Source organism: Hymenobacter sp. CRA2 (genome assembly GCF_002007105.1).
Taxonomy (GTDB): domain Bacteria; phylum Bacteroidota; class Bacteroidia; order Cytophagales; family Hymenobacteraceae; genus Solirubrum.
Window position 1 is genome coordinate 451,682 of record NZ_MVBC01000001.1, and the last position, 26,908, is coordinate 478,589.

The 26,908-nt window shown below is 64.4% G+C and carries 25 protein-coding genes; 18 read left to right on the forward strand and 7 right to left on the reverse strand.

The features are described 5' to 3' along the window. The first annotated feature begins 223 nt into the window (after positions 1-223). The 3 genes from B0919_RS01740 to B0919_RS01750 all read left to right on the forward strand — a co-directional run bounded on the left by B0919_RS01740 (position 224) and on the right by B0919_RS01750 (position 3,873). The gene (locus tag B0919_RS01740; RefSeq protein ID WP_078010465.1) at positions 224-1,876 is read left to right on the forward strand and encodes a TldD/PmbA family protein; all 1,653 of its coding nucleotides are present in this window, start codon (positions 224-226) and stop codon (positions 1,874-1,876) included. A gap of 9 nt (positions 1,877-1,885) precedes the next feature. After that, positions 1,886-3,205 carry a TldD/PmbA family protein gene (locus tag B0919_RS01745; RefSeq protein ID WP_078010874.1) on the forward strand — a complete coding sequence of 440 codons (1,320 nt, stop codon included), beginning with the start codon at positions 1,886-1,888 and terminating at the stop codon, positions 3,203-3,205. A 71-nt stretch (positions 3,206-3,276) separates the two neighbouring features. Then, positions 3,277-3,873, forward strand: a complete 597-nt coding sequence (locus B0919_RS01750; protein WP_078010466.1) for a hypothetical protein — start codon at positions 3,277-3,279, stop codon at positions 3,871-3,873. Here B0919_RS01750 and B0919_RS01755 read toward each other — a convergent pair whose 3' ends face one another. Further along, the gene (locus tag B0919_RS01755) at positions 3,874-4,515 is read right to left on the reverse strand and encodes a porin family protein (RefSeq protein WP_176132805.1); all 642 of its coding nucleotides are present in this window, start codon (positions 4,513-4,515) and stop codon (positions 3,874-3,876) included. Between the two features lie 293 nt (positions 4,516-4,808). Between B0919_RS01755 and B0919_RS01760 the strand changes: the two genes are divergently transcribed. The 6 genes from B0919_RS01760 (at position 4,809) to B0919_RS01785 (ending at position 13,300) form a co-directional block, all read left to right on the forward strand. After that, positions 4,809-5,432, forward strand: coding sequence for a DUF4159 domain-containing protein (locus B0919_RS01760; RefSeq protein WP_078010468.1), 624 nt, complete (start codon positions 4,809-4,811; stop codon positions 5,430-5,432). A 289-nt stretch (positions 5,433-5,721) separates the two neighbouring features. Then, entirely contained in the window at positions 5,722-6,702 is a 981-nt protein-coding gene (locus tag B0919_RS01765; RefSeq protein ID WP_078010875.1) for an AAA family ATPase, read from the forward strand. A 104-nt stretch (positions 6,703-6,806) separates the two neighbouring features. Continuing rightward, positions 6,807-7,691, forward strand: a complete 885-nt coding sequence (locus tag B0919_RS01770) for a DUF58 domain-containing protein (RefSeq protein ID WP_078010469.1) — start codon at positions 6,807-6,809, stop codon at positions 7,689-7,691. Between the two features lie 56 nt (positions 7,692-7,747). Next, the gene (locus B0919_RS01775) at positions 7,748-9,292 is read left to right on the forward strand and encodes a BatA domain-containing protein (RefSeq protein WP_139361835.1); all 1,545 of its coding nucleotides are present in this window, start codon (positions 7,748-7,750) and stop codon (positions 9,290-9,292) included. Next, positions 9,289-11,493: a hypothetical protein gene (locus tag B0919_RS01780; protein ID WP_139361836.1), complete on the forward strand. Its 2,205-nt coding sequence runs from the start codon at positions 9,289-9,291 to the stop codon at positions 11,491-11,493. The genes B0919_RS01775 and B0919_RS01780 overlap by 4 nt, the downstream gene beginning before the upstream one ends. Before the next feature lies 1 nt (position 11,494). Beyond that, the gene (locus B0919_RS01785; RefSeq protein ID WP_078010472.1) at positions 11,495-13,300 is read left to right on the forward strand and encodes a hypothetical protein; all 1,806 of its coding nucleotides are present in this window, start codon (positions 11,495-11,497) and stop codon (positions 13,298-13,300) included. Between the two features lie 18 nt (positions 13,301-13,318). Here B0919_RS01785 and B0919_RS01790 read toward each other — a convergent pair whose 3' ends face one another. Next, entirely contained in the window at positions 13,319-13,519 is a 201-nt protein-coding gene (locus B0919_RS01790; protein WP_139361837.1) for a hypothetical protein, read from the reverse strand. A 152-nt stretch (positions 13,520-13,671) separates the two neighbouring features. Further along, positions 13,672-13,905, reverse strand: coding sequence for a hypothetical protein (locus B0919_RS01795; protein WP_078010474.1), 234 nt, complete (start codon positions 13,903-13,905; stop codon positions 13,672-13,674). Positions 13,906-14,043: 138 nt separating this feature from the next. Between B0919_RS01795 and B0919_RS01800 the strand changes: the two genes are divergently transcribed. After that, a complete protein-coding gene (locus B0919_RS01800) occupies positions 14,044-14,631 on the forward strand; it encodes an RNA polymerase sigma factor (protein ID WP_078010475.1) in 588 nt (195 codons plus the stop codon). Positions 14,632-14,682: 51 nt separating this feature from the next. After that, complete coding sequence (locus tag B0919_RS01805) at positions 14,683-15,825, forward strand: serine protease (protein WP_078010476.1); 1,143 nt, start codon at positions 14,683-14,685, stop codon at positions 15,823-15,825. Between the two features lie 281 nt (positions 15,826-16,106). Here the strand turns inward: B0919_RS01805 and B0919_RS01810 are convergent, their stop codons facing one another. Beyond that, the gene (locus tag B0919_RS01810; RefSeq protein WP_078010477.1) at positions 16,107-16,952 is read right to left on the reverse strand and encodes a hypothetical protein; all 846 of its coding nucleotides are present in this window, start codon (positions 16,950-16,952) and stop codon (positions 16,107-16,109) included. A 200-nt stretch (positions 16,953-17,152) separates the two neighbouring features. On the opposite strand from B0919_RS01810, the gene B0919_RS01815 reads away from it, so the two are divergent. The 5 genes from B0919_RS01815 (at position 17,153) to B0919_RS01835 (ending at position 20,233) form a co-directional block, all read left to right on the forward strand. After that, positions 17,153-17,728 carry a DUF4142 domain-containing protein gene (locus B0919_RS01815; RefSeq protein ID WP_078010478.1) on the forward strand — a complete coding sequence of 192 codons (576 nt, stop codon included), beginning with the start codon at positions 17,153-17,155 and terminating at the stop codon, positions 17,726-17,728. Between the two features lie 39 nt (positions 17,729-17,767). Next, the gene (locus B0919_RS01820; protein ID WP_078010479.1) at positions 17,768-18,010 is read left to right on the forward strand and encodes a hypothetical protein; all 243 of its coding nucleotides are present in this window, start codon (positions 17,768-17,770) and stop codon (positions 18,008-18,010) included. A 54-nt stretch (positions 18,011-18,064) separates the two neighbouring features. Then, positions 18,065-18,754, forward strand: coding sequence for a DUF4142 domain-containing protein (locus B0919_RS01825; protein ID WP_078010480.1), 690 nt, complete (start codon positions 18,065-18,067; stop codon positions 18,752-18,754). Between the two features lie 55 nt (positions 18,755-18,809). Continuing rightward, positions 18,810-19,403, forward strand: a complete 594-nt coding sequence (locus B0919_RS01830; protein WP_078010481.1) for a DUF4142 domain-containing protein — start codon at positions 18,810-18,812, stop codon at positions 19,401-19,403. A gap of 92 nt (positions 19,404-19,495) precedes the next feature. Then, positions 19,496-20,233 (forward strand): TMEM175 family protein, encoded by a 738-nt coding sequence (locus tag B0919_RS01835; protein WP_078010482.1) that lies wholly within the window; start codon positions 19,496-19,498, stop codon positions 20,231-20,233. A gap of 1 nt (position 20,234) precedes the next feature. Here the strand turns inward: B0919_RS01835 and B0919_RS01840 are convergent, their stop codons facing one another. Beyond that, complete coding sequence (locus B0919_RS01840; protein WP_139361838.1) at positions 20,235-20,654, reverse strand: hypothetical protein; 420 nt, start codon at positions 20,652-20,654, stop codon at positions 20,235-20,237. A 136-nt stretch (positions 20,655-20,790) separates the two neighbouring features. Continuing rightward, positions 20,791-23,856 (reverse strand): excinuclease ABC subunit UvrA, encoded by a 3,066-nt coding sequence (gene uvrA, locus B0919_RS01845; RefSeq protein ID WP_254846447.1) that lies wholly within the window; start codon positions 23,854-23,856, stop codon positions 20,791-20,793. A 270-nt stretch (positions 23,857-24,126) separates the two neighbouring features. On the opposite strand from uvrA, the gene B0919_RS01850 reads away from it, so the two are divergent. After that, the gene (locus B0919_RS01850; RefSeq protein WP_078010484.1) at positions 24,127-24,618 is read left to right on the forward strand and encodes a hypothetical protein; all 492 of its coding nucleotides are present in this window, start codon (positions 24,127-24,129) and stop codon (positions 24,616-24,618) included. Between the two features lie 75 nt (positions 24,619-24,693). Here the strand turns inward: B0919_RS01850 and B0919_RS01855 are convergent, their stop codons facing one another. After that, positions 24,694-25,338, reverse strand: a complete 645-nt coding sequence (locus B0919_RS01855; protein ID WP_139361839.1) for an SH3 domain-containing protein — start codon at positions 25,336-25,338, stop codon at positions 24,694-24,696. Between the two features lie 145 nt (positions 25,339-25,483). On the opposite strand from B0919_RS01855, the gene B0919_RS01860 reads away from it, so the two are divergent. Next, a complete protein-coding gene (locus tag B0919_RS01860) occupies positions 25,484-26,905 on the forward strand; it encodes an MBOAT family O-acyltransferase (RefSeq protein WP_078010486.1) in 1,422 nt (473 codons plus the stop codon). The last annotated feature ends 3 nt before the right edge of the window (positions 26,906-26,908 follow it).

Here is a 26,908-nt window from a genome sequence, read left to right on the forward strand (position 1 = left end):
CTCAGCTGAGGAGGGGAACTGGCTTTAGCCTTTGACTTTAGAGTATTCGGCAACTTTACTCACTGAATGTTCCGTTTGGCCCGGCCAGGCGGGACATTTCTTACCCAACTTATATAACTTAACGCCTATACTTTTCACCTCGCTGTGGGGGCGCTGTGCAGCCCTGGCCGCAGCGCCTGCGCCTTTCCAATACGACTTCTCTCAACCCTTCTCCCCTAAAACTGTGAACAGACGTGATTTTGTGGGCCTGACGGGCCTCGCAGCAGCCGGTGCCTTTTTGCTGCCTGGCATGCCCAGCTTCGGCGAAACCCTGGTGGACCCGGCCCGGTTGCTGGAGCCCGTGATGGACGCGGCCGTAAACAAGCGCCTGGCCGACGCGGCGCTGAATGCGGCCAAATCGGCCGGCGCCAGCTACGCCGACGTGCGCATCGGCCGCTACCTGAACCAGGGACTTTTCACCCGCGAGAAGCAGGTGCAGAACATTGCCAGCACGGAAAGCTTCGGGGCGGGCGTGCGCGTCATTGCCAACGGCACCTGGGGCTTCGCAGCCACCAACAACGTATCGGAAGCGGGGTTGGCGAAGGCGGCACAGCAAGCTGTGCAGATTGCCAAGGCTAACTCCAAGGTGCAAAAGGAGCCGGTGAAGCTGGCCCCGCAGAAGGGCTACGGCGAGGTGTCGTGGAAAGCGCCTATTCAGCAGAACGCCTTCGAGGTGCCCATCAAAGACAAAGTGGACTTGCTGCTCGCGGCCAACGCCAAAGCGCTGGAGAATGGCGCGAGCTTCGTCAACTCGGCGCTGTTTCAGGTGAATGAGCAGAAGTACTTCGCCTCCACCGACGGGTCTTACATCGACCAGGATGTGCACCGCATCTGGCCGACCTTCGGCGTAACCGTAGTCGACCGTGCCTCGGGCAAGTTCCGGCAGCGCCAGGCCCTGAGCGCCCCGATGGGCCTGGGCTACGAGTACCTCACGCCCAAGGCGCAGGACAAGGTGGCCGGTCCGCAGGGCTCCGATGTAGTGGGCTACAAAAACAGCTACGACATGCTGGAGGATGCTGCCGCTGCCGCCCGTCAGGCCAAGCAAAAAATCACGGCTACCTCAGTGACGCCGGGCAAGTACGACCTCGTGCTCGACCCGCATCACCTTGGGCTGACCATTCACGAATCGGTGGGGCACCCGCTGGAGCTGGACCGCGTGCTGGGCTACGAGGCCAACTACGCCGGTACTTCGTTTGCCACGCTGGAGTGGAAAAAGCAGGGCAAGCCCTACGGCTCCAAAGTCGTTAACATTCAGGCCGACAAGCTACAACAGGGCTCCCTGGGTGCCGTGGGCTACGACGACGAAGGCGTGAAGACCAAGCAGTGGATGCTCATCAAAGAGGGCCAGCTGGTGGACTACGAGAAAATCCGGGACCAGGCGCACATTGTGGGCCAGAACGAGTCGGACGGGTGCTGCTACTCCCAGTCGTGGCAGGACGTGCAGTTCCAGCGCATGCCCAACGTGAGCCTGCAACCGGGCAAGCAGAAGCTCTCGGTGGACGAACTGGTGAAGAACGTGGACAAGGGCATTTACATCGCCGGCAACGGCTCGTTCTCCATCGACCAGCAGCGCTACAACTTCCAGTTCGGCGGGCAGGTGTTCTACGCCATCGAGAAGGGCAAAATCACGGGGATGCTGGAAGACGTGGCCTACCAGGCCAACACCCAGGAATTCTGGAACAGCTGCGCCGCCACCTGCGACGAATCGGACTACCGTTTCGCGGGCTTCTTCAACGACGGCAAGGGCCAACCCTCGCAGAGCTCGGCCGTGAGCCACGGCTCGGCCACCACGCGCTTCAACGGCGTGAACGTCATCAATACCGCCCGCAAAATCTGATCCGCCATGATGCTGTCCAAAGACGAAGCGCAGACCATTCTGAAGAAGGTCATGAGCTTCACCACGGCCGATGAGTGCGAGGCCAACCTCAACGGCACCACTCGCGGCAACGTGCGCTACGCCCGCAACACGGTGAGCACCGCCGGCAACACCGATAACGTGTCGCTGGCCGTGCAGTGCTGGTTTGGCAAACGCTCGGGCGTGGCTACGTGCAACCAGTTCGACGACGCGACGCTGCGCCGCTGCGTGCAGCGCGCCGAGGAAATTGCCCGCCTCGCCCCCGAAGACCCCGAGTACATGCCGCGCCTCGGGCCGCAGCAGTACCTCACGGCGCCGTCGTTTGCCCAGAGCACGGCCGGCATTACGCCCGACTTCCGCGCCAAGGCCGCCGGCGACAGTATTGCCCTGTGCCAGGAGAAGAAGCTCACGGCCGCCGGCTACCTGGAAGACGGCAGCAGCTTCGCCGCCATCCGCAACTCCAAGGGCTTGGAAGCCTACCAGCAGTTTACCAACCTGGACTTCTCGGTGACGGTGCGCACGCCCGACGGCACCGGTTCGGGCTACGCCGTAGCCGACTATACCGACATCGGCAAGTTCGACGCCCAGGCCCTGACGCAGCGCGCTGCCACCAAAGCGGCGGCTTCGGTAGCGGCCAAGGCCATCGAGCCGGGCAAGTACACCGTGATTCTGGAGCCCGCCGCGCTGGTGTCGGATGAAGGCCTGATCAACCGACTGGTGTGGGCCTTTGACGCGCGCGAAGCCGATGAAGGCCGCTCGTTCCTAAGCAAGAAAGGCGGCGGCACCCGCACGGGCGAGAAGATGTTCGACCCGCGCGTGAGCATTTACATCGACCCCACCAATCCGCAGGCCCCCGGCGGCACCTTCGACAACGAGGGCCTGCCGGTGAAAAAGCTGCCCATCATCGAGAAGGGCGTGGTCAAAAACCTGTACTACTCGCGCTACTGGGCCCAGAAAAGCAAGGCGCAGCCCACGGGCTTCACCGGCAACTTCGTGATGGAAGGCGGTACGCAAAGCATTGAGGAGCTGATCAAGAGCACGCAGAAGGGCATTCTGGTGACGCGCCTGTGGTACATCCGCGACGTGGACCCGCAGTCCTTGCTAGTGACGGGCCTGACGCGCGACGGGACGTTCTACATCGAAAACGGCAAGATCAAGCACCCGATCAAGAACATGCGCTTCAACGAGTCGCCGGTGATTATGCTCAACAACGTGGAGGCCGTGGGCCGCGCCCAGCGCCTGGGCGGCAACCTGGTGCCCCCGCTCAAGATTCGGGACTTCACCTTCACCAGCCTGTCCGACGCCATCTAAGGTCGGCTGGGCCCTATCTTCGGCTTCCGCCGCGCCTGTACCGGGCGCGGCGGAAGCTTTTTTGTTGCCGGATGCTTCGTTTATCGTTTTTACTTCCCCTGCTGACGCTCGGCGGTGCGGCGGCCGCCCAGGCGCCCGACACGGCCAGCTACCCGTACCGGTTTTACCACTTCAGCCTGGGCACGCTGACCACAGCCGACGGCGAAACACAGCAGTTGTACCTACCCTACGACGGCCTGTCCTTCACGGGGCTGATGCCGTACTTCGACCAGCAGCCCCTACGCCACAAAGACCAGCTGCAGAAGTTTATGTCGGTCAGCCATATCCACTCCGTGGCGGCGCGGCAGGCCTACTACGAAACCGTGCTGGAAGCCGGGCAGCCCAGCCCGCGCATGGCCCGCCGCGTGCTCGACGGGGCCGTGCCGGTGTTCATCTGGGTGCGCAACGGTGCCGTGGTGCCGAACCGCTGGTACGTGCGCGACGCCACCGGTGACCTGGTGCAGGTGAAGGCCGATACGTACCGGGTGCAGGTGGTACCGCTGCTGGCCGGGCAGCCCGCCCTGGCCGACAGCGTGCAGCGCGACCTGAAGGGCTACCGCTTCGCGAACCTGTACCAGGTGATGCGCCGCTACAACCAGCTCGCGGCCCAATCCCCGGCCGCGCGCTGATTATCGGTCGCCGCCGAAGCGGAGGGCGAGGTAGCCCTGGATTACGCGGTTCTTGAGGCGCGGGTCGTTGGCCGAGCGGATGTCCTTGTAATCGGCAATGTCGTTGAGGCCCGCGTTGAAGCGGCCGCCCACGGTAAAGGTCCGGCCCAGGTCGATTTCGGCCCCGGCGCAGAGGCTAAAGTCCTGCCGCTTAAACTGATTGGTAATCTGCCCGCCGACGCTACCGTATTCCTCGTCCCCGCTCACGGAGTAGCCCAAGAACCGTTTGCCGTCCTGTTCAGCGCGTAGCAGCACGCCAAACTGCGGCCCGCCCTGCACGTGCACGGGCCCGATTTTCAGGTCGAGCAGCACCGGAATGGCCAGGTAGTGCAGCTTGGTGGTGAAGTCTTCCTGCGCCGACTTAAACTCCGAGCCCTGCATGGAGTACTGCAGCTCCGGGCGCAACGACAGCGGCCCGATGAGGTTGTAGTTGTAGAACACCCCGCCGTGGAAGGACGTCTTGTACTTGGTGTTCTGGCTGATTTGCTGGCCATCGAGCACGGCCGCGTTCAGGCCGCCTTTGATGCCAAAATACTGGGCCTGAGCCGCGGGCAGCCCCGCCAGCAGGCCACCCAAGGTCAGTAAGGTCCGAAACCGTTTCATGAGCATAGCAGAAGAAATGAAGCTGCGAAGGTCCGCGGGCGTTGTGTACGGCGCAATCACATAATTGAGCGGTCGACAGTACGCATCTGGCAGGCGCAGTGGCTCGAAGCTGGCAGGCGACTGGCCTGCGCCCCCTCCCTGGCCGGCCGAACGAGGCAATTTTGGGGCGGCACCACCAGCAGTACTCTCCCCGAACGTAGCTTAGGGACGCAAAATTGTCGATAACCGGCGTACGTCCCTGACCAGCTGCTTTGCGTCCGTTGGCCAATTACGTTCAGCATCCTGTTTTTCTCATGCCTACGCCCTTCACCTTCGTGCGCCTCAGCTACCGTTCCGGCGACTGGGACGCGGTAGATGAACGCATGCCAGCCAACCTGCTGCATTCGCTTATCGAGTACACCACCGTGAAGGTCAACCTCAAGGAAAAAGTGGTGGCCCTCGACAGCCCCGAGCTGTTCAGCTACCCCTTCTGCTACCTTTCGGGCCACCGGCTGGTGCAGTTTACGGCCGCCGAGAAAAAGAACTTCGAACAGTACGTGCGCGGCGGCGGCTTCGTGTTCGTCGACGACTGCAACCACGACATCGACGGGCTGTTTGCCCGCTCCTTCGAGGAGCAGATGCGCCAGTGCTTTGGCACGGGGGCGCTGAAGAAACTGCCCAACACGCACCCGCTCTACTCGCAGTTCTTTAAGTTCAAGGAAGGGCCGCCGGCTACTACTTTCGAGCTGAACGGCTGGGGCGACGATTTGATCCACGATTACCTCAAAGCCGTGGAAATGAAGGGCCGCATCGGGGTGCTGTACTCCAACAAGGATTACGGCTGCGAGTGGGACTACGACTTTCGCAACAAACGTTTCCTGGCCGAAGACAACACCAAGTTTGGCGTGAACATCCTCCTATACGCCCTCACGGCGTAGGAGCGCGCCCGTGCTATGCGTGCCCAGCTCATCTTCTATGCTCTGTTTGCCCCACTGCCACGCAACGGCCGCGCGCCCGGCTCGTCCTTGCCTGCGCACCGCTGTTCTGGGGTGGCCGTGCAGCGGCTACGAACCGGGCATCGGCAGCTTCCCGGCTTTAGCAAACCATCCGGCAGTACATTCACGACATTCCGCGCCGCTGACCCCAGCGGCGACACGAGCGGCCAACCAGCTGCTCGGTAATCTTTTTTGACCCGACGCCCGGGTGCCCGCCACGCGCCCCTCCGCCATGACCGAACCCGAACTCCACCGCCTTCTCGATAAGCTACCGCGCCTGCGCCAGGAAATCGGCAAGGTCATCGTGGGCCAGACCGAAGTACTCGACGAAGTGCTGGTGGCCCTGCTGGCCGGTGGGCACGCCCTGCTCGAAGGCGTGCCCGGCCTGGCCAAGACGCTGCTGGTGCGCACCCTGGCCGCCGCCACCGATTTGTCGTTCCGCCGCATTCAGTTCACCCCCGACCTGATGCCCACCGACATTCTCGGCACCGAGGTGCTGGAAGAAGACCACGCCACCGGGCACCGCACCTTTCAGTTCATGCGCGGGCCCATCTTTGCCAACCTCGTACTGGCTGACGAAATCAACCGCACGCCGCCCAAAACGCAGGCCGCCCTGCTGGAGGTGATGCAGGAATTTGAGGTAACCTACGCCGGCCAGACGCACCCGCTGCCCGACCCGTTCTTCCTGCTGGCCACCCAGAACCCCATCGAGCAGGCCGGCACCTACCCGCTGCCTGAAGCCCAGCTCGACCGTTTTCTGCTCTACATCCGCATCGGTTACCCGTCGGAGCAGGAGGAGCTGGCCATTCTGCAGGGCACCACGGGTACCAAGGGGCAGCAGCCCACCCCGGCCATCGGGGCCGAGGAGCTGCGGCAGCTGCGCCAACTGGTGCGCGAGGTGAGCATCAGCCCTGAGCTGCTGCGCTACGTGACGCAGGTGGTGCGCGCCACCCGCCCCGATGGCTCGCCGGTGAAGTTCATCCAAGACTACGGCCGCTGGGGCGCCGGTCCGCGCGCCGGGCAGGCGCTGGTGCTCTGCGCCAAAGCCCGCGCCCTGCTCCACGGCCGCTTCGCCGCCACGCTGGAGGATGTGCGCCAGCTGGCCGCGCCGGTGCTGCGCCACCGCCTGCTGCTGAACTTCCAGGCCGAAGCCGACCGCCTCACGCCCGACGACGCCGTGGCGGCCCTGCTCAAGCACTTCCCAGCCCCCTAATCGGTGCGCGGCGCTGTCGGCATGGCCCCACGATTCGTGCCGCGAGGCCGCCCACCCGGCCACCTGTTTTCATTCGTTTCCTTTCCCCGTTTCCTCTGCGGTTTATGCTCGACGCCGCTAGCCTGCTTGCCCTGCGCAACCTGCCCTTGGTCGCCCGGCTGATTGCCGATGGTGCCCAGGCCGGGCTGCACCCCAGCCGGCAGCGCGGCGCGGGGCTGGAGTTCAGCCAGTACCGCCCCTACCAGCCCGGCGACGACCTGCGCCGCCTCGACTGGCGCCTGGCCGCCCGCTCCGACCGCTACTACCTGCGCGAGTCGGACGTAGATACGCGCCTGACCGTGCGCCTCGTGCTCGATGCCAGCGCCTCCATGAACCACCTCGACGCGCAAGGCGTGAGCAAGCTGGCTTACGCCCGGCTGCTGTTGGCGGGCCTGGCCTACGTAGCGCAGCAGCAGGGCGACGCGGTCGGGTTATTTATTCTGCACGGCGCGGGCCTGCACAGCATTGCCCCGCGCGCCGATACCAGCCAGCTGCCCCGCCTGTACCACGCCCTCACGGCCGCTACCGGCACGGGCACGCTGCCTACCGATGCGGCCACCATCGGACCGCTGCTGCGTCGGCAGGGCTCCACGCTTACCGTGGTGGTGTCGGACCTGTATGACCTGGACGAGGCCTCGCCGCTGGAACGCCTGCTCACCCAGCTGCGCGCCGCCGGCGGCGACGTAGTAGCGCTGCACCTGCTGGCGCCCAACGAAATAACGCTGGATTATCCGGCCGCGGCCACCCTCGAAGACCTCGAAACCGGCCAGCGCCTGCAACTCGACCCGGCCCAGCGCCCGCTCTACCAGGAGCAGCTGCAGGCCTGGCTGCGGCGCACCGAGCAGGCCGTGCGCGGCCACGGCCTCGATTACCACCGGCTCCTCACAGACGAGCCACCGGGGCAGGCTCTGCGGACCGTGTTGCGCCGCCGCCAGGGCCAGCCGGCCTAGCCCTCCTGCGCCAAGCATCCTTACCATCAGTCCACTCGCTTAGTTTTACCCCACTCGTGCTCTACTTCGCCTCCCCTGCTGCGCTGCTAGCCCTTGCGGGGCTGCTGTTGCCGCTGGCCATCCACCTGTGGAACCGGCAGCCGGGGCGTGTGGTGCCGGTGGGGGCGCTGCGCTGGCTGACGGCCGGGGCCAGCCGGCGGATGCGGCGCCTGTACCTCACGCAATGGCCCCTATTGCTGCTACGCCTGCTGATTGTGGGGCTGGTGGCGGCGCTGCTGGCCGGCCCGCGCTGGGCGCAGCCGCCGCGCCCGGCCCGGCCGCAGGTTCTGGTTAGCCCCGAGGTATTGGCCGCTCCGGCCTGGGCGGTGTTGCGCCCGGCGGTGGATTCGCTGCGCCGCCGCGGGGCGGAGCTGCGGGCGTTTGCCCCGGGCTTTCCGCTGCTGGCCGATACGCAGGCCATTCGCGCGGCGGCCCGGCACGCCACCCGCACTGCTACCGATTGGTACTGGCCCCGCGCCGCCGAAGCCGTGGATAGTTTTCTGGGGCAGCCGATTTACCTGTACACCTCCGCCAACCGGGCCCACTTCCGCGGGACGCGCCCGGCGCTGCCGCCGCGGGTGCACTGGCAACTAGTGCCCACAGCACCCGACAGCGGGGCTTGGCTGCAGGCTGCCAGCCGCCCGACCCCGAATATGCTACGCCTGACCGTCGGGCGTGGCAACAACCTGCGCACCACCTTCCGCACTGTGCAGCAACCCTGGCCGGCTGAGCCCACTGCCCGTGTGACGCTGCCGGGCTTACCGGCGCTGGACCTCCAGCAACAGGGCGGTTCCCAAGTCATCAAACCGGCAGTCATTGACAGTACCACGGCGCCGCAACCAAATGTAAAGGTGCAACTTCCGCTGCGCGTCGGCTTGTACTACGACGCCACCACGCGCCGCGAGGATGCGCGCTATCTGCGGGCCGCCCTGCGCGCGGCCGCCTCGGCCTTACCTGCGGGCTTGCAGCTCCAGGAACGGCCGCTGCCCGCCACACCCGCCGTCGACTCGCTGGATTGGCTGTTTTGGTTGAGCGATGCGCCGGTGCCCAGCGCCGTAGCCGCTCGCATACCACAAGGCCTGCAGCTATGGCGCGATGCTGTCGGCCCGGGCCAGGTTCTCACGACTACCTTCCAGCCACCGGGCACCACGGCCCCACTGCAACTACACCGTCGCGCAGCGGCCTCGGCGGCGCCCGCAGCCGTGCTGTGGAACGACGCCACCAGCCAGCCAGTGCTTACGCTTACTCCGAACGGGCAGGGCGGCACGTATCAGCTATACACCCGCCTGCACCCGCAGTGGAGCAGCCTGCCCGATGCGGGTGAGCTGCCGGCCCTACTACTTGAATTGCTGGCGCCTGCGCCCGCGCCGGTGGCGGAATTCCGAACCCTGTCAGCCGATCAACTTACAGGGCCGGCCAGCCGCCTAACGGAGCCCCAGCTACGCCCCCGCACGGCCTACACCGATTTGCGCCCGTGGGCCGCGTTGGCCGCCGGGCTGCTGTTTGCTCTCGAACGCCTGCTTGCCCGTCGGCGCCCAGCCTTAGCTCCCGCTTCCGTATGACGCCGTTGGTTCAGGATTCCCCGACGATGCTTCAGGCGCGGCAGCAGTTGCGCGCCGCCCGCCAACGCTACCAGCGGCGCACGCTGCTCTCGTGGCTGGCGGTGGCCGCCGGCCTGGCGCTGGGCCTAGCCGGCGCGTGGCTTCGGTGGCCGGCCGCCGGGGCGTTGCTTGCCGGTGTCGGCGCGGCGGGCGTGTCCCTGCTTGTCCTGGCCCTCTGGCCGCTGCGGCGCCTCGACGACGCGCGCGTGGCCCGGCAGCTCGACCGGCATTTCCCTGAGCTGGAGGATAGTACTGGTTTGCTGCTGGAGACGCCGACTGAGTTTTTGCCCCGGCTGCAGCAGTACCGCGTGGCCGAGCGGCTGCTGGCCCTGCCCACCGCCGAAGCCTTACCGGTGGCCTGGCGTCCGCGGCTGGTGGTAGCCTGCGCGGCGGCATTGCTGGGCCTGCTGTGCTGGCGCTGGCCTCACTCACCTGCGCCCCAAGTGGCAATACAGCCGTACTTTCCAGCGACTTCGGCATCTGCTGCCCCGGCTGCTAAGCTCGCCGCACGTATCGTCAGCACCGAGGTGCGCGTGGCGCCGCCGGCTTACACTCGCCAGCCCGCCTACGCCGCCCAACAGCTGTCTTTCCGCTGCCCCGAAGGAGCATTGGTACGCTGGACGGTACACCTGAACCAGGCCGCAGCCGCCCCACGTCTGCTGCTGGCCGGGCAACCGCCGGTTCAGTTTCGGCCCGTGGCCGGCTCGGCTACGGCATTTGTGGCCGAGCACCGTTTTACCCGCTCCGGCCTGTACCGCCTGCAGCTGGCCGATCAGTCTTCCGACGACTACGCCGTGGAGGTGCAGCCCGACCGCACGCCCACCGTGCGCCTGCTCGCGCCGCGGGCCTACACGCTCATCGAGCCGCACCAACGCCCCGAGGTAGCCGTGCGCGTGGCCCTACAGGACGACTACGGCCTGAGCCGCGCCCGCTTGGTGGTAACCACCGCGCAGGGCTCCGGCGAGGCCGTGAAGTTCCGCGAGTCTGTCACCGACCTCAGCGCCGCTCTGCGGGCGCAGCCCCGCCAGCATACGGCCACCGCTACGCTGCGCCTGCGGGCCCTGGGCCTGACCTATGGCGACGAGCTTTACGTGTACGCCGAGACCTGGGACAACGCCGGCCACCGTGCCCGCACCGATGCCGCCCTGGTGCAGTGGGCTGATACCGCTGAGACGGAAGGCATTGCCAGCATCTCGCTCGGCGTCAACCAGATGCCCGCTTACTTCCGCAGCCAGCGCCAGATCATCATCGATACCGAGAAGCTCATTGCTGAGCGACGCAAGCTGTCGACGGCCGAGCTGCAGAGCCGGGCCAACTCGCTGGGCGAGGATCAGAAGATGCTGCGCCTGCGCTACGGCAAGTTCCTAGGCGAAGAAAACACCCACGGCGACGAGGCAGCCCCGCGCCCCCCGACCGCCGAAGACGGGGACGACCATGCCGAAGCCGGACACGACGACCATGACCACGCGCCCTCACCCGTGGCCGAGGACGCCGCCTCGCCCACCGTCGAGTCGCTGATGACGCCTTATCAGCACCTGCACGACGACAGCGAAACGGCGGATTTCCTGGAGCCCCAGGTGAAGACTAAGCTGCGCGCCGTGCTCAACCAGATGTGGGACGCCGAACTGCGCCTGCGCCTGGCCAAGCTCTCCGAAGCCTTGCCCTACGAATATCGTGCGCTGCGCCTGCTGAAGGAAGTACAGCAACAGACTCGCCTCTACGTCCGCAAATCGGGTGTGGAGCTGCCGCCCCTGCCCGAAGCCGAAAAGCGCCTGACCGGAGACCTGAGCAAAGCCGGTGCCCCGCGCCGCCAAGCCCAGCAACCGGCACCGCCCACGCAGCCCGCGCTGCGCGGCGCGCTGGCACAGCTGGCTCTTTACCGAAGCGGCCAGCGCCCGGCCCCGGCCGACGCGGCCCGTCTGCAGCCCGCTGGGTTGGCACTGGGCTCAGCCGCCCTTAGCCAGCCGGGCGCCACGCTGCCCGCTCTGCGGGCGTGGCGCCGGCTATTGGCGCAGGTGCGGGCCCAGCAGCCCGTAGCGCCCACGGATCTGGCCACGGTGGAGCGCGCCCTCACGGCGCTGCTCCCCGCGCCTCCCGCTACGCCGCAGCGCCCCGCGGCCACCCCGCTGGCCAAGCGGTATTTCCAGGAATTAAGTCGCTGACATGCCCTCTCTCGCCTCATCCGACGACTTCCTGTTTTATGCTCTGACGGGTTTGTGCCTGCTGCTAGCGGCCGGGCTCACCTGGCAAGCCTGGCGCGGCGCCACGGGGGGCCGCGCCGTGCTGCGCATGGTAGCAGGCCTGCTAGCCGCCGCGGCCCTATGGCTCACCGCCTATCCGCCCCAGCACCGCATAGCCGGCTCCAGCTCGGCTGCGGCCGTTCTGCTTACCGAAGGCTACCGGCCTGATACGCTACGAGTTCTGCTCCGACGCCTTGGGCCGGTGCCCGTGCTGTACTACCGCCCGGCCCATGCCCTGCGCGGCGACACCCTGCCGCTGGCCTCGCTGCGGGCGCTGGCCACCCACTATCCGGCTGTGCGCCAGCTGCACGTCATGGGTTTGGGCCTGCCCGTCGCCGATTTGGCGGCGTTGCCACCTCAAGTACAGCTGCAGCCCTACGTCGCTACACGCTCGGCCTTTATGGCCGCTACCTGGCAGCAGCAGCTTGCCTTGGGCCAAACACTACAAGTCGATGGCACGGTGGCGGCTAGTGGCTCCGGGGCCACGTGGGTACGTCTGGTGGCCGAAGGCGGCAACCGGGATTCGGTGCACCTGCCGCAGGGCTCCGGCCACTTCACGCTGCGCTACACGCCGCGCCGCGCCGGACAACTGCTGGCACAATTGGTGGCCCGGCGGAACGGGAATGTAGTAGCCACCGAGCCGGTGCCGACCCAGGTGCGCGCCGCCCGGCAACTGCGCGTACTCCTGCTGGCTGGCAGCCCTTCCTTTGAGCTGAACCTGCTGAAAAATCACCTCGCCGAACGTGGCCACCACGTAGCCCTGCGCCTGCAGGTAAGCCGCGGCCTGACGCAAACCGACGCGCAAAACCTGACCGGCACCGACCCGACGCGGCTTTCCCCCGCCTTGCTTCGCTCCTTCGACGTAGCCATTACCGACGCCGACGGCCTGAGCAGCTTGTCGGGCGAGGAAGCGCGGCAGCTAACGTCGGCCACCGCCGAAGGCTTGGGCGTGGTACTGACCGGCGCCGCGGAGCTGCCGCGCACCCTGCCCGGCCGCACCGACTTCGCCCTGCAGGCGCGCCCCGTCGCGCAGGCCGAACGCCCGCAGGCCCTCCACTGGACGGATGGCCAAGGCACTGCGCTCTACACCGCGGTGCTGCGCCCTTCGCCCCGGCAGCGCGTGCTGCTCACCGGGGCCACTGCCAGCACTATAGTAGGAGCGGCGCGGCGCACAGGCTGGGGCAGCACCGTAGTTGCCACGCCCACCAACACTTTCCAGTGGTTGCTCAGCGGCGCGGTAGCGACTTACGACACCTACTGGCGCCAGCTTCTGCTTGCGGCGGCCCGGCCACTGGAGCCCGCCGCCCAATGGCAGCGCCCCGCGTGGCCGCGTGCGCACGAGCCACTGGTGCTAACGTTAGCGGCTACTGCACCGCCAGCCCGCTCCGCGCGCCTCGAAACGTCGGCCGCAGCGGCTACCAGCTTAGCTTTTTACCAGCATCCGGCGCAGCCCGGCACCTGGCTGGCTGATGCCCAACCCACCCAGGCTGGCTGGCACACAGCCGTTGCTCCGGGGCAGGACACGGCGGCTTTTTACGTCTTCAAAGCGGCAGATTGGCGTGGCGTGCTGGCCGCGCAGCGCCTGGCCGCGGCTCGGCAGCACGTATCCAAGGCGTCGGCTGCGGTTTCGCCCGCGCGTACGCTTGAGGCACCGTGGCTGGCGGCTGGGTGGTATTTTGCGCTGTTTCTCGTGGCAGCCGGCTGGCTGTGGCTCGATGAAAAACGCTAACGCGCCGGAAATACTACTTTAGTAGCGGATAGCCGGGTGGCCACAGAGCCGCGGGTCGTAGGCTTCGCCCACGACGTACTCGCCCAGTTGCAGAACCCGCTCGGTAATGGGGCCGCCAAGAACCGGAACGGGCGTCACACTTTGGTCGACGGCTTCGGACAACAAACCAGCGGCCGTCTTGGCATCGGGCGCTGGCATGGGCAACACAGAATCAGACACGCGCAGAGAGCAATTGATGCAGGCACAAAGGTAGCCATCGAGCGGTGTTGGCGAAACGCTTTGGGCCTGGGCCAAAAGAAAGCCGCCCGAACTGCTCTTCAGAGCAATTCGGGCGGCTAGTTACTGGGCCGGCGCTCGGCCGACCAGCTTCACTACTGAGCGTTGGTGGTCGAAGCCTCCGTGGTAGTGGTGCCAGCGGCAGCAGCCGTGGTGTCGGCCGGAGCAGCGGTAGCAGCGCCCGTCGAATCCATTGCGGCCGGAGCAGCAGCTTCGGTCGTCGTGGGTTCGGTCGTGGTAGCTTCCGTCGTCTCAGCGGCTTTGTCGTTGCTGCACGAAGCGAGGCTAACTACGGCGAACAGGGCAGCTACTTTCAGCAGATTTTTCATCTGAATGGTAAGTTTGAAAATGTTGGGTCTGAAAAACGTCGTTCATACCCCAATACCGTAGAGGTAACCCGTCGAAGAAAATATTTTTTTTGCGGGTTACCGGAAGCCCCCCAAAGTATTAAGAACGAGTAACTGCGCATGGGCAAGGGACAACCTTCCTACACCGACGAGGAGCTGCTGGCGGGTATCCGCCACGGCGACGACCGGGCATTGGCACACATGTACCGCCAGTATTTACCCACGGTCATCCATTTGGTCACGCAAAACAGCGGAACCGAGGACGAGGCCAAGGACATTTACCAGGAGGGCGTGATGGTGTTTTACGAGAAAGTCCGCGAGGGCACGCTCGAGCTGAGCTGCCAGATCAAGACCTATCTGTACGCCGTGTGCCGCCGGTTGTGGCTGAAACGCTTGGCCGAAAAGGGCCGCTACGGCGGACGCCTGGACGACCACGAGCCCTACCTCGAAACCGGCGCCGAGGCCGACCTGGCCGACGCCGAGGAACGCGACCGGCAATTCGCTCTGATGAGCGAGGCGCTGGGCCGGCTCGGGGAACCGTGCCGGTCCTTGCTCGAGGGGTTTTACCTGCTCGACAAGTCTATGCAGCAGCTTACGGCGGAGCACGGCTACACCAATGCCGACAACGCCAAGAATCAGAAATACAAATGCTTGGTGCGTTTGAAGAAGTTGTTTTTCACCCAATACAAGGAAGAACCGCTGCCCTAATACCCGGACGCACCGCCCTCCCCTGGCGGGACTAACACCCGCCCTACCATTATGATGACCGAAGCAGATTACTACGCCTTCTTCGACGATTACCTGAACGACCGGCTCGACGCGCCCGTGCGCGAGAACCTGGAGCGTCGCCTCGCGGCCGACCCCGTGCTGGCCGAGCGCCTGGCCGACTACCAGCGCGTCACCGGCACGCTGCACGCCTACGGCCAGCGCCTGCGCGTGAGCGAAAAGCTGCGCGCCATTCAGGCCGAAATCGATGCGGAGCAGGAAACCACCGTGGAAACCGGCCGGCCCGACATGCCCGTGCTGCGCATCTCGCGCACCGAGCAGTGGCTGCGCGAGTTCTGGCACGGCCACCGCGCTACCATGGGCGTGGCCGCCTCGGTAGCTGTGCTGGCCGTGTTTGCCACCTTGCTGGGCCTGCAGTGGTGGAGCACCCTGGAGCAGCCGGCGCGCGTGCAGCAGCTGCGCCTGGAAGTGGCCCAGCTGAAAAACGCGCAGAAGAAAAGCCAGCGCGTGATGAACCAAGTGATTAACCAGATCGGCGCTACCCCGCCGCCCGTGCAGGGCAAGTTCAGCGGTACGGGCTTCGCCCTGACCTCCGACGGCTACCTGGTCACCAGCTACCACGTCATTCGGGGGGCTGACTCGGTGCTCATCGAAGGCCGCGACAAGCAGCGCTTCCGCGCCGAGCCCGTTTTCTCCGACGCCGCCCACGACCTGACCATTCTGCGCATCACCGACCGCCGCTTCAAAGGTTTTGGCCGCTTGCCCTACACGGTGAAGCGCCGCCAGGCCGACCTCGGCGAGAAAATCTACACCGTGGGCTACCCGCGTGAAGATCAGGTCTATAACGACGGCTCCTTGAGCGCCCGCTCCGGTTTCGAGGGCGACACGGGCTTCTACCAGATCAGCATCCCGGTGAACCCCGGCAACTCGGGCGGCCCGGTGCTCGACGACAAAGGCAACCTGATCGGCGTCATCAGTGGCCGGCAGATGGACGTGCAGAGCGCGGCCTTCGCCACCAAATCGTCGTACCTGGCGCGTCTGGTCGATTCGCTGTCGGCCGCACCCAACCCGCACACGTATAACCTGCCGAAGCAGAACCAGCTGACGGGCCAGACGCGGCCGCAGCAGGTACGCAAGCTGCAGGACTTTGTCTTCGTCGTGAAAGTCTTCGAATAAGCCTCCGCCTCACATAAACAACCGAAACGCCGTGGCATTTGCCACGGCGTTTTTCATTTCCATTGGGCAAATGCGGGCTAGTGCGGGCCTCTTGGCCCATTGCCAGATGAGAGACTCAGCCTGTTCCTATCGGCTTTAGCAACAAGTAACTACTGCCGGCCGCGCCGCAGGCGGCCCCATTTGCCTCTTTGCGGCCGCCTGCAACAAGCAAGCCCCGGCACAGGGCCAGGGCTTGCGGTAAAAGCGGTGCGGGTGGAGTCACACCGCCGACTTAGCTCAAACTAGCGCAGGCGCACGGTGCGGGTGCGGCCGTCGACCGTCACGGAAGCAATGTTGTCGCAGGCTTGAGTGCCGGCGGGGTCATAGTTCAGCAGCAGGGTCTTTTCCTTCGACGTCTCAATCTGCACGGTGCCGGCGGTGAAGTACCGGGCGCAGCCGCGCTGAAACACTTTCTTCAGCGGCTGCTGAATAGTGGCTTTGAACGAGACGCCGCGTCGGTTGGTCCCACCGGCCGATCCGGTCACGGAATACTCATCGTCGAGGATGGTGCGGGTAGCTTGGCCGGCTGTTTGGGTGTAGGTACGCTGCGAGGTCCACGACGCGGTGCCCGTAGAAGTAGTGACGCTGGCGTTCTGCACGTTGAGGGTGTACACGTTGTTGCCGGTGTAAGTAATGGTGCGCGTGCCGGTGTGGGCGTTGTTGTTGACGGAGTAGTTCACCAGCGAAATAACGACCATAGAGCCGGGCTGCCGATACTGCCCGCTGAAGGTGGCCACGAGTTGCCCGCGGCGCACCCGCCCATCACGGCCCGTACAGCCGTTGGCGTCGAAGGTGATGGTGAGCGTGTGGGTGGCGGCATCGTAGCTGCGCGTGACGCAGCCGCTGCCGATGACGGCCGCGTCGGTAGCAGGTGCCCAGGTGGCGGTACCACCGCGGTTCACGTCTTCCGGCGCATTAGCATCGACGTATTCGGCCGCGGCGGCATCAGCTCTTTCGGCATCGGCACTGTCCTCGGCGGAAGTAGTGCTATCGGGGCCAAACTCATCTTTGCTGCAGCTGCCCAGACCGGTGCCGAGGCCGGTGAGCAGAGCCGAAAACAACAGGGCGCGGAATAAGGGGCGTTTCATGCGGATAAGGTGAAAAGGTGTGGAGTGAAGACTAGTGTTGTTCCCGGGTTTCGCTCGCTTGGAAGCCGACGTGGTCAAGTGGTTTAAGCTCTGCTGAAAAAAAATTTTAGAAGCGGGAACTTCTTGTACTCAACCACGCAAGCAGTCGGCCGTATAGTCCTGATTGCCCGGGGTGACTGCCCGACTTACCTTTTTCGCTTATGCTCGTCGCCGCTCGTTTTCTGCTGCTAACCTTACCCGTTGCCCTACTGGCTTGCGGCACCGGCGAGCGGGACCCTGTGGCCGATGCCAAGTTTGAGAACGAGCAGCGCATCAACCGCGAAGACATCACCAAGCGCCAGGAGCAGGACGCCGACTTTATGGTGGAGGCGGCTATCCGCAGTCGCCTGGTAGCCGAGCTGGGCCAGCTCGCTCAGCGCCGGGCCACCTTGCCCGGGCTGCGCAACTTCGGCCAGCAGCTAACGCGCGAACAGAACAGCCTGGGCGCGGCCTTACGCAACTTGGCCGGGCAGAAAAGCCTGACCCTGCCCGAGGGCCTGAGCGAGGACCAGCAAGAAGAGCTGCAGAAGCTCGCGGGGCTGTCGGGCGCGGAATTCGACCGCGAATGGCTCAGCCAGGCTACCGACCAGCTCGACGACGCCCAGGAAGCTTTTGACGACATGGGCGACGACGCCTACGATGGCGACATCCGGGCCATAGCCGCCAAGTACGCGCCTACCCTGAAAACCACCTACGAGCAGGCCGACCAGCTCACCGATCAGCTGCCGAAGCAGTAGGCCACTCCACTTAACCTGACCTAACCAAGACACCTACCCATGAAACGTTCCGCCCTTCTGTTTGCTGCCCCGCTGGCGGCTGCCCTCCTTCTCAGCTCGTGCTCCGACAACGCCAAGCGCGACGACGCCACCGCCGGCGACGCCGTAACGGACATCGACAAAGCCAAAGCCGAAGGTGGCTCGACGGCTGATGCCGTGGTTATCGACAACAACGCCGGTCCGACGGTGACGGCCAATGCTGATTCGGCCTCGCAGGCCGGCGCCGCCGATTCGGCCCGCTAACGCCTCCCGCTCTCCTATTACCGCACCTTTCCAAAATCTCCCAAAACACCCCTCATGAAAAAGATCCTGCTTCCGGTGATGTGCTGCGCCGCTCTGCTGATGGGCACCGCCTCGTGCACCGACAACAAGACCCAGGCCGACAACACCGAAACGGCTAATAACACGGCCAGCGACAACGCCATGCGCAACGGCACCGATGGCACGGTCAATGCCTCGAACGACGGCGACACGACCGGGATGAACGACACCATCACCGACCGCACCGCGCCGATGGGCATGAACGGCAACTCCAGCGACCCGAGCGGCGCCACGGCCCCGCACAAGGATGATCCGGAGTTCATGATGTCGGCCGCGCACAGCGACCAGAACGAAATTCAGCTGAGCAAGCTGGTGCTGAGCAAGGGCGCCACGGGCATGGTGAAAGACCACGCCAACATGATGATCAAGGACCACACGGCCTCGACGGCGCAGCTTAAGCCCATTGCGCAGAAGAAAGGCGTGACCCTGCCCACCGACATGGACGCCGAGCACAAAACCATTGCCGACCAGATGAAGAACCTGTCGGGCAAGGAGCTGGAGCAGCGCTACCTGCAGCAGATGATGCTGGACCACCAGAAGACGCTGAACACCATGAAAGCGCACAGCACCATGACCCAGGACGCCGACCTGCAGGGCTTCATCGCGAAGGTGACGCCCGTGGTGCAGAAGCACCTGGACATGTTTAAGCAGCACGCCAGCATGTAATACCCAGCCGGCCCCGTTACTGGGGCCGGCTTTTTTTGCCATTGCCGCATTTGCCATGAAAACCACCCTTCGGGCCGTCATTGTCGCGGCCCTGCTGACCGGCCTAGGCGCCTGCTCCTCCGGCGACAAGGACCCGCAGGAAGCTGCCCAGGCCCAAAACGAAGCCCAGCACGCAGCCGCCGCGCCAGACAATGAAACGAGCAAGGCGCAGGACTACGACTCCGAATTCCTTACCAAAGCCGCCAGCGGCGGCATGCTGGAGGTGGAACTGGGCAAGCTGGTCAGCCAGCGGGGCACCTCGGCCGAGGCCAGGCAGTTTGCCCAGCACATGATAGCTGACCACACCAAAGCCAACGAAGAGCTGAAGGCCCTGGCCGCGCAGAAAAACATTACCCTGCCCGGCAGCCTCGCCAGCGACCATCAGGATGTGTACAACGGCGTGGCCGAGGAGAAAGGCCTCGACATGGACAAAAAGTACCTGCAGGAGATGGAGAAAGACCACCAGGAAGACGTGAAGGAATTCACCGAGGCTTCGGCAAAAGCTTCCGACCCGGCCATCAAGGCCTTCGCCGCCAAAACCCTCCCCACGCTGCAAATGCACCTCGATATGGTGACGAAGATGCGTCCGGCCGTGGAGGCCAAGAAATAAGCGCCGACGCTATTCGCCCGAAAAAAGCCGCTTCCGGAAAATCCGGGGCGGCTTTTTCGTGTGCAGCATCAGTCGGGCTCTATATTTAGCTGATGGCCAGCCCCTATTATGGCCACTCCGAAGCCATGAGCCACACCCCCGACCTGCTTCCGCTGGAGCACCACGACCGTACCGAGTTTCAGCTGGAGCGGCTGATTTTGTTTTCCGACGCGGTGTTTGCCATTGCCATTACCCTGCTCATCATCGAAATCAAGGTGCCTGAGCTGCACCACCAAACCGACCCGGAGGCGCTGGCGGCCCTGCTGCGCCTTACGCCGAAGTTTGTGGGCTTTTTTATCGGCTTCCTGGTCATTGCCGTGTACTGGACGGCCCACCACCGCGTGTTCCGCTTCCTACACCGCTACAACGGCAAGCTTACCTGGTTGAACATCCTGTTTCTGCTCAGCATCGTGTTGATGCCGTTTACCTCGGCTTATTACAGCGAATATCCCAACGGGGTCAACGTGCCCTTCATTGTGTATTGCCTGAGCGTCAGCGTAACCGGGCTGATGCAGGTGCTGCTGCAGCGCTACATCCGCAACCCCGCGCACGGCCTCATCGACCCGCGCGACGCCCAGCACCCCGACCTGGACATCGTACGCCCGGTGGTGGCTCCCACGGCGTTTGTGTTTGGCATCCTCCTCGCGCTTATTGCCCCGTGGTGGATCAGCCGCATGACGCCGGTGCTCATCTGGCCGCTCATGACACTCTACGGTCGCCGCTACCGGCGCTTGGCACGCCAGTACGTGGCTGCGCAACAGCCGCAGGAGCCCGACCCCGTAGCGGCCTAGCCTACTTAGCCGGGGCGGCCGTCCACTGAAGCTGGTAAGTGTCGCAGCTGAGGGCGTTGATGTTCATGCGAAACGTGCCCTTGGCCGCGGTTTTGCCGCTGAAGTTGCCCCTGAAATCGTAGTGCCAGGCGGTAGCCCCTCCCTTGGGCGGGTCCACGGCCACTCCGCTGACCTTGCCGTTCTGTAGGGGAAACGCCTGCGTGGGCCCGGCCGTCATCTGCTCCAGCTTGCCGCCGCAGCGCCAGTAGCCCTGAAACGTAACGTTGGACACGGTTTTGCCATCGGGCGCGACGTCGAAGCTGATTTTGTCACCTTTCATGCCGTTGCTGATAGTGCCCGTCCAGTGGGTGGGCTGCGGCGGCGCCGCGTGGCCGGCGTACACAGCTACGGCCAGCAATAGCGGAAAAACGAGAACTTTCATGGGGCGGTGGGATGCGGAACGAAGTGCCCAAAATAGTAGAAGCCCCCTATTGCGTCAAGCAAAAAACGCCGCCCCGCCCAAACTTACTGTTGGGCGGGGCGGCGCTAAAAATGTTTCTGCAGTAGGCTAAAGCAGCCTAAGCAGCCTCTTCAGTGGCCGGCGCGGCGGGCTTTTCCTCCGCGTATTTACTGACTTTCAGCTCTTCGGCCAGGAAGCGGGCAGTATGCCCCTTTTTGACTTTGGCCACCTGCTCGGGCGTGCCCTGAGCCACGATGGCGCCACCGCCCGCACCGCCCTCGGGCCCGAGGTCGATGATATGGTCGGCGACCTTGATCAGGTCCAGGTTGTGCTCGATGATAAGTACCGTATTGCCTTTGTCGGCGAGCTTCTGCAGCACGTCGGAGAGGTGGCGGATGTCCTCGAAGTGCAGGCCCGTGGTGGGCTCGTCAAGGATGTAGAAGGTCTGGCCGGTGTCCTTTTTGCTCAACTCGGTAGCCAGCTTCACGCGCTGGGCTTCCCCGCCCGAAAGCGTGGTGGCCTGCTGCCCCAGGGTGATGTAGCCCAGGCCCACGTCGTTGAGGGTCTTGATCTTGCGCAGGATACGGGGCTGATTTTCGAAGAACTCCACCGCCTTCTCGATGGTCATGTCGAGCACGTCGGTGATGCTCTTGCCCTTGAAGCGTACTTCCAGTGTTTCGCGGTTGTAGCGGCGGCCCTTGCAGGTTTCGCACTGCACGTGCACGTCGGGCAGGAAGTTCATTTCGATGGTGCGGATGCCGGCGCCTTCGCAGGTTTCGCAGCGCCCGCCCTTCACGTTGAAGGAGAAGCGCCCCGGCCCGTAGCCCCGGATTTTGGCCTCGGGCAGGTTGGAGTACAGCTGGCGGATTTCGGTGAACACGCCGGTGTACGTGGCCGGGTTGGAGCGCGGTGTGCGGCCGATGGGCGACTGGTCCACCTCGATAACCTTATCCAGGTGCTCCAAGCCTTCGATGGCACCGAACTGCAGCGGCTCCCGCTTGGCGTTGAAGAAGTGCTTATTCAGAATGGGGTACAGCGTGTCGTGGATGAGCGACGACTTGCCCGAGCCCGACACACCCGTCACGGCCACCAGCTTGCCCAGCGGCACTTTCAGCGTGACATTCTTGAGGTTATGACCTTTGGCGCCTTTCAGCACCAGCTCGGTGCCGTGGCCTTCGCGCTTTTTCTTGCGCAGCTCGATGTGCTTTTCACCGCTCAGGTACTGGGCCGTGAGCGAGCCGCTGCGCAGGAAAGCGTCGGGTTTCCCCTCGGCCACCACGTGCCCGCCGTGAATGCCCGCGCCGGGACCGATGTCCAGCACGTGGTCAGCGTGCACAATCATGTCCTTGTCGTGCTCCACCACGATGACCGAGTTGCCCAGGTCGCGCAGGTGCTTCAGGGCGTTGATCAGTCGCTCGTTGTCGCGCTGGTGCAGGCCGATGCTGGGCTCGTCCATGATGTAGAGCACGCCCACCAGCTGGGTACCGATCTGCGTGGCCAAACGGATGCGCTGTGACTCGCCGCCTGACAAGGTGCGAACCGAGCGGTGCAGATTCAGGTACTCCAGGCCGACCTCCAGCAAAAAGCCAATGCGCTTGCGGATTTCCTTCAGCAGCTCGCGCGCAATCAGGTTCTGGCGCTCCGACAACCGGTCTTCCAAGCCTTCAAACCAGCGGCTCAGCTCGCCGATGTCCATGATGGACAGCTCGCCGATGTGCCGGTCGGCAATCTTGAAGTGCAGGGACTCTTTCTTGAGGCGGAAGCCGTGGCACTCCGGGCACTCAGTGGCCTGGGTGTACTGCTGAATCCACTCGCGGATGTTCTCCGAGTCGGACTCCATCTGCCGGCGCAGGAAGGGAATGATGCCCTCAAACGGCTCGGTGTAGGTGGCTTTCTTCTTGTCGTCCTCTTCCTCCGGTTCGGGCACGCCGTTGAGCAGACGCTCAATCAGCTCCCGCGGCAGCTTCTCGATGGGCGTCGTGAGCGAAGCCTTGTTCTTCTTCAGAATCAGGTTCATCTGCTGAAACACCCAGATGTCGCGGTACTCGCCCAGGGGCGCAATGCCGCCGCGGCTGATGCTCAGCTTGGGGTCGGGAATGACCGATTCTTCGGTAATCTGCTGAATCTCACCCAGGCCGTTGCACACCGGGCAGGCGCCGTAGGGCGAGTTGAAGGAGAAGGTGTTGGGTGCCGGGTCGTCGTAGGCAATGCCGGTGGCCGGGTCCATGAGGAAGCGCGAGAAAAACTGCGTCTTGCCCGTGTCCGGGTCGAGCACCAGGGCGGTACCCTTGCCGTGCGTGAGGGCCGACTGCATGGAGCCGGAGAGGCGGAACCGGTCGTCCTCCTTCACCACCAGCCGGTCGATGACGATTTCGATGTCGTGGATTTTGTAGCGGTCCACCTGCATCTTGGGCGTGATGTCGAGCAGCTCGCCATCGACGCGCACCTTGGTGAAGCCCAGCTTGGCAATCTGCTGAAAATTCTCGCGGTAGTGACCCTTGCGGCCCTTCACCACCGGCGCCAGCACCACCAGCTTGCGCCCCTCGAAGTGCTTGAGGATGTAGTTGATGATCTGGTCGTCGCTCTGCCGGATCATCTTCTTGCCCGTCACGTAGCTGAAGGCTTCGGCGGTGCGGGCGTAGAACAGGCGCAGGAAGTCGTAAATCTCGGTGATGGTGCCCACCGTGGAGCGCGGGTTGCGCGAGGTCGTCTTCTGCTCGATGCTAATCACCGGCGACAGGCCCTCAATCTTGTCCACGTCGGGGCGCTCCAGGCCGCCCATGAAGGAGCGGGCGTAGGCCGAAAACGTTTCCATGTAGCGGCGCTGCCCTTCGGCGTAAATGGTATCGAAGGCCAGGGACGACTTGCCCGAGCCCGAAATACCGGTAAACACCACCAGCTTGCCGCGCGGAATCTGCACCGACACGTTCTTCAGGTTGTGCTCCCGCGCCCCGTACACCTCGATGAACGGCGCCTCAATGGTGGCCGCCGACGAGTGCGTGGCCGACACAGCCGGCGCGGCTACCGCGGAAGCCGTAGCCAAGTGGCCGTGGCCATCGGCCGCCACGCCATCGATAGCCGGCTTCGGCTGGGGCGCGGCCGCCTTGCGGGGCTTGGGGGAAGACTTGGGAGCCTTGGCCGGAGCCTCGGCGGCGACCGAAGCCGCTGGTTTTTTCTTAGCCATGCAGTGCGTAGCAGATAAGCCCGCGAAAGTACGTTAAATGCCTGCCGCGTGCTAGCCCGTACCGGTTAATTGCTAGTCGCATTAGCCAGCCGGGCCGCGTAGGTTGCAGAAGGTTTTAACCCCGATAGCAGTAATTTCGTTCGGCGCCTTTTCGGCTTATGCTAATCAGCTTCGGCCGCCGCCATTGAGGTACGTACGGGCCACGGCACAGTTTGGCGTTGTTCTTGCCACCCGGCACCAAAGCTGAGTTTCCTCAACCAATCCATTCCCATGAAAACGCTTTCGAAAACCCTGTTTGCGGCTTTGCTATTCGTTGGCACGGCGGGTGCCTTCACCGGCGCCCAGGCACAGGTCAACGTCAATATCAACGTACCGAGCTGGGGCGTAGCGGCTCCGGCCGGCACTCAGTACTATTACGTGCCGGAGTACGGCGGTTACTACGACCTGCGGGCCCAGCAGTACATCGTGCAGCAGAACGGGCAGTGGGCGCGCGTGGCGTCGCTGAATGGCTATAATCCGGGCTCCTTCCACCCGGTGGTCATCAGCTACGTGGGGGGCCAGCCGTGGGTGAACTACAAGACGCACAAGGTGAAGTACGGCCACCCGCACGGCATGCCGCCCGGCCAGGCCAAGAAGATGAAAGGCGCTTACGTAGTGCCCGCCGGTGGCAACGTCATCGTGGTGGACGGCCAGGATGGCCCCGGCCGCGGCAAAGGGCACGGCAATGGTAACGGCCACGGCAAAGGACATGGCAAGCACTAAGCCAGCCGGTTCCCCGGTATAAACAAGCGGCGTTGCTCATTCGGAGCAGCGCCGCTTGCCTTTTTAGGCCCGGGCCTACTCACATGGGCCGCTGAGGTTGACATCGTCCGGAGCAACGTAGCCGGGTTCCTGACGACCGGGCACAGTCACTTCCGCCCATTGCGCCGCGCCTACGGGTACTTGCCGCAGTACCTGAGCGTAGCTCCCGGCGGGAATGGTGCTGAGTACCTCTGCGGTGGCCGAGGCCGCGGCGCGCACGGGCACGGCGCGGCCCGCCATCAGCAGGCAACCGATGGGCGGGGCGGTTACCAGCGGCAAGGTGCAGCCGTCGGCGCCACCAAAAGCGTCGGCGGCGCGCACCCAGCGCAGGCGAAAGATACCCACGTTGGCGGCCTGGGCCGTGCCGGGGTCAAAGCCCACCCAGCCATCGGCGGTGCGGGCGGCCAGGGTTACTCGCTCACCGGCGGCCAGTTGGCCAAAGATGGTCGCCGAAGCGTTGGGCCGCTGATAGATGCGAACGGGCTGAGCAGCGGTGCGCGGGCACAGGCGGTCGGCCGAGGGCACAAAGGCTTCGGGCCACGCGGCGGTAGCCAGTTCGGCCGTGGATGGCTGAACGCTGGCATCAGAAGCGGCGGGCGGCGCGGAAGCTGCTACCTCGGCGGGCTTTTCCTGGGAGCAGGCCAGCAGCCCCAGCAAACCGAGCGTAAGGAAAGTGCGCATGGGTAGTGGGCCGCGGCCCGGATGTGCACGGTGCCCGCGGCGCATGAGCATACGGCCGAGCTGAGTGGCCGTTAGGGCTTTTTTTCTTCCTAGCGGCTAAAGCAGTACTTTCGACACCTCCACTAGTCTGCCTACTTGCCTGCGTATGGTTTTCAGCAGTACCATCTTTCTTTTCTATTTCCTGCCGGGGTTTCTGCTGCTATACTACCTCACCCCTACTACCCGCCTGAAAAACTTCGTGGCGCTGGCGGCCAGCCTGGTCTTCTACGCCTGGGGCGGGCTGAACTTCCTGGCGCTGTTTCTGGCTTCGGTCGTCGTCAACTTCGTGCTGATCCGCTTCATGGACCGGGCCGCGGGCTGGCAGAAGCGCATTTATCTGACGATGAGCATCGTCATCAACGTGGCCATGCTCTTCTATTTCAAGTACGCCAACTTCTTTCTCGAAAACGCCAGCGCCGTGAACGAGGCCGCCGGCGGCACCCCGCTGACCTGGGAACGGGTGGTGCTGCCCATCGGCATTTCGTTTTTCACCTTCGAAAAGCTCACCTACACCATCGACGTGTACCGGGGCGTGAACCGGCCGCTCAAGTCGTTCTGGGACTTCATGCTCTACATCATGCTGTTTCCCAAGATGATTGCGGGGCCCATCGTGCGCTTCCACGAAATAGCCGGGCAGCTCACCGACCGCCGCGCCTTCGACACTGTGGACCAGAAGCTGGCCGGGCTGTTTCGCTTCGGCGTGGGGCTGGCCAAGAAGGTGCTGATTGCCAACGTGCTCGGCCTGGAAGCGGACCGCATCTTCGCCCTGAACCCGGAGACAGTATCGGCGCCGCTGGCCTGGCTGGGGGCCGTAGCCTACACCTTCCAGATTTACTTCGACTTCTCGGGCTACTCCGACATGGCCATCGGCATCGGGCGCATGATTGGGTTTCAGTTTCCCGAGAACTTCAACAACCCCTACGTCTCGCGCAGCATCACCGAGTTCTGGCAGCGCTGGCACATCACGCTGGGCCGCTGGATGCGCGACTACCTCTACATCCCGCTGGGCGGCAACCGCGTGAAAACCGGCCGCCTCTACGCCAACCTCTGGACGGTGTTTATCCTGTCGGGCTTCTGGCACGGCGCGGCCTGGAACTTCATTGCCTGGGGCGCTTTCCACGGCTTTTTCCTGATTCTGGACCGCCTGTTTCTGCTACGCCTGAGCCAGCGCCTGGGCGTGCTGAGCATCGTCCCTACTTTCATCGTCACGGTGCTGGGCTGGGTGTTGTTTCGGGCCGAGAGCCTGACACAGGCGCTGGCCTGGGCCCGCCGCATGTTTGCGGGCGGCTGGGAGTCGCTGCCCTACCAGAGCCCGGAGTTCTGGGCGACCCTGGCGCTGGCAGCGCTGTTCTCGTTTGCGGCCGCTTGGCCGCGCGTCGAGCGACTGGAGGTAGCCGCGTACTTCGGCGAGCAGCTGGCCCTGCCCCGCGCCCTGGGCCTCACGCTGGTTACGTTGCTGCTGCTCGTGCTCAGCGCCGGGGCCATCATCGGCAGCTCTTTCAATCCGTTTATCTACTTCCGCTTCTAAGGC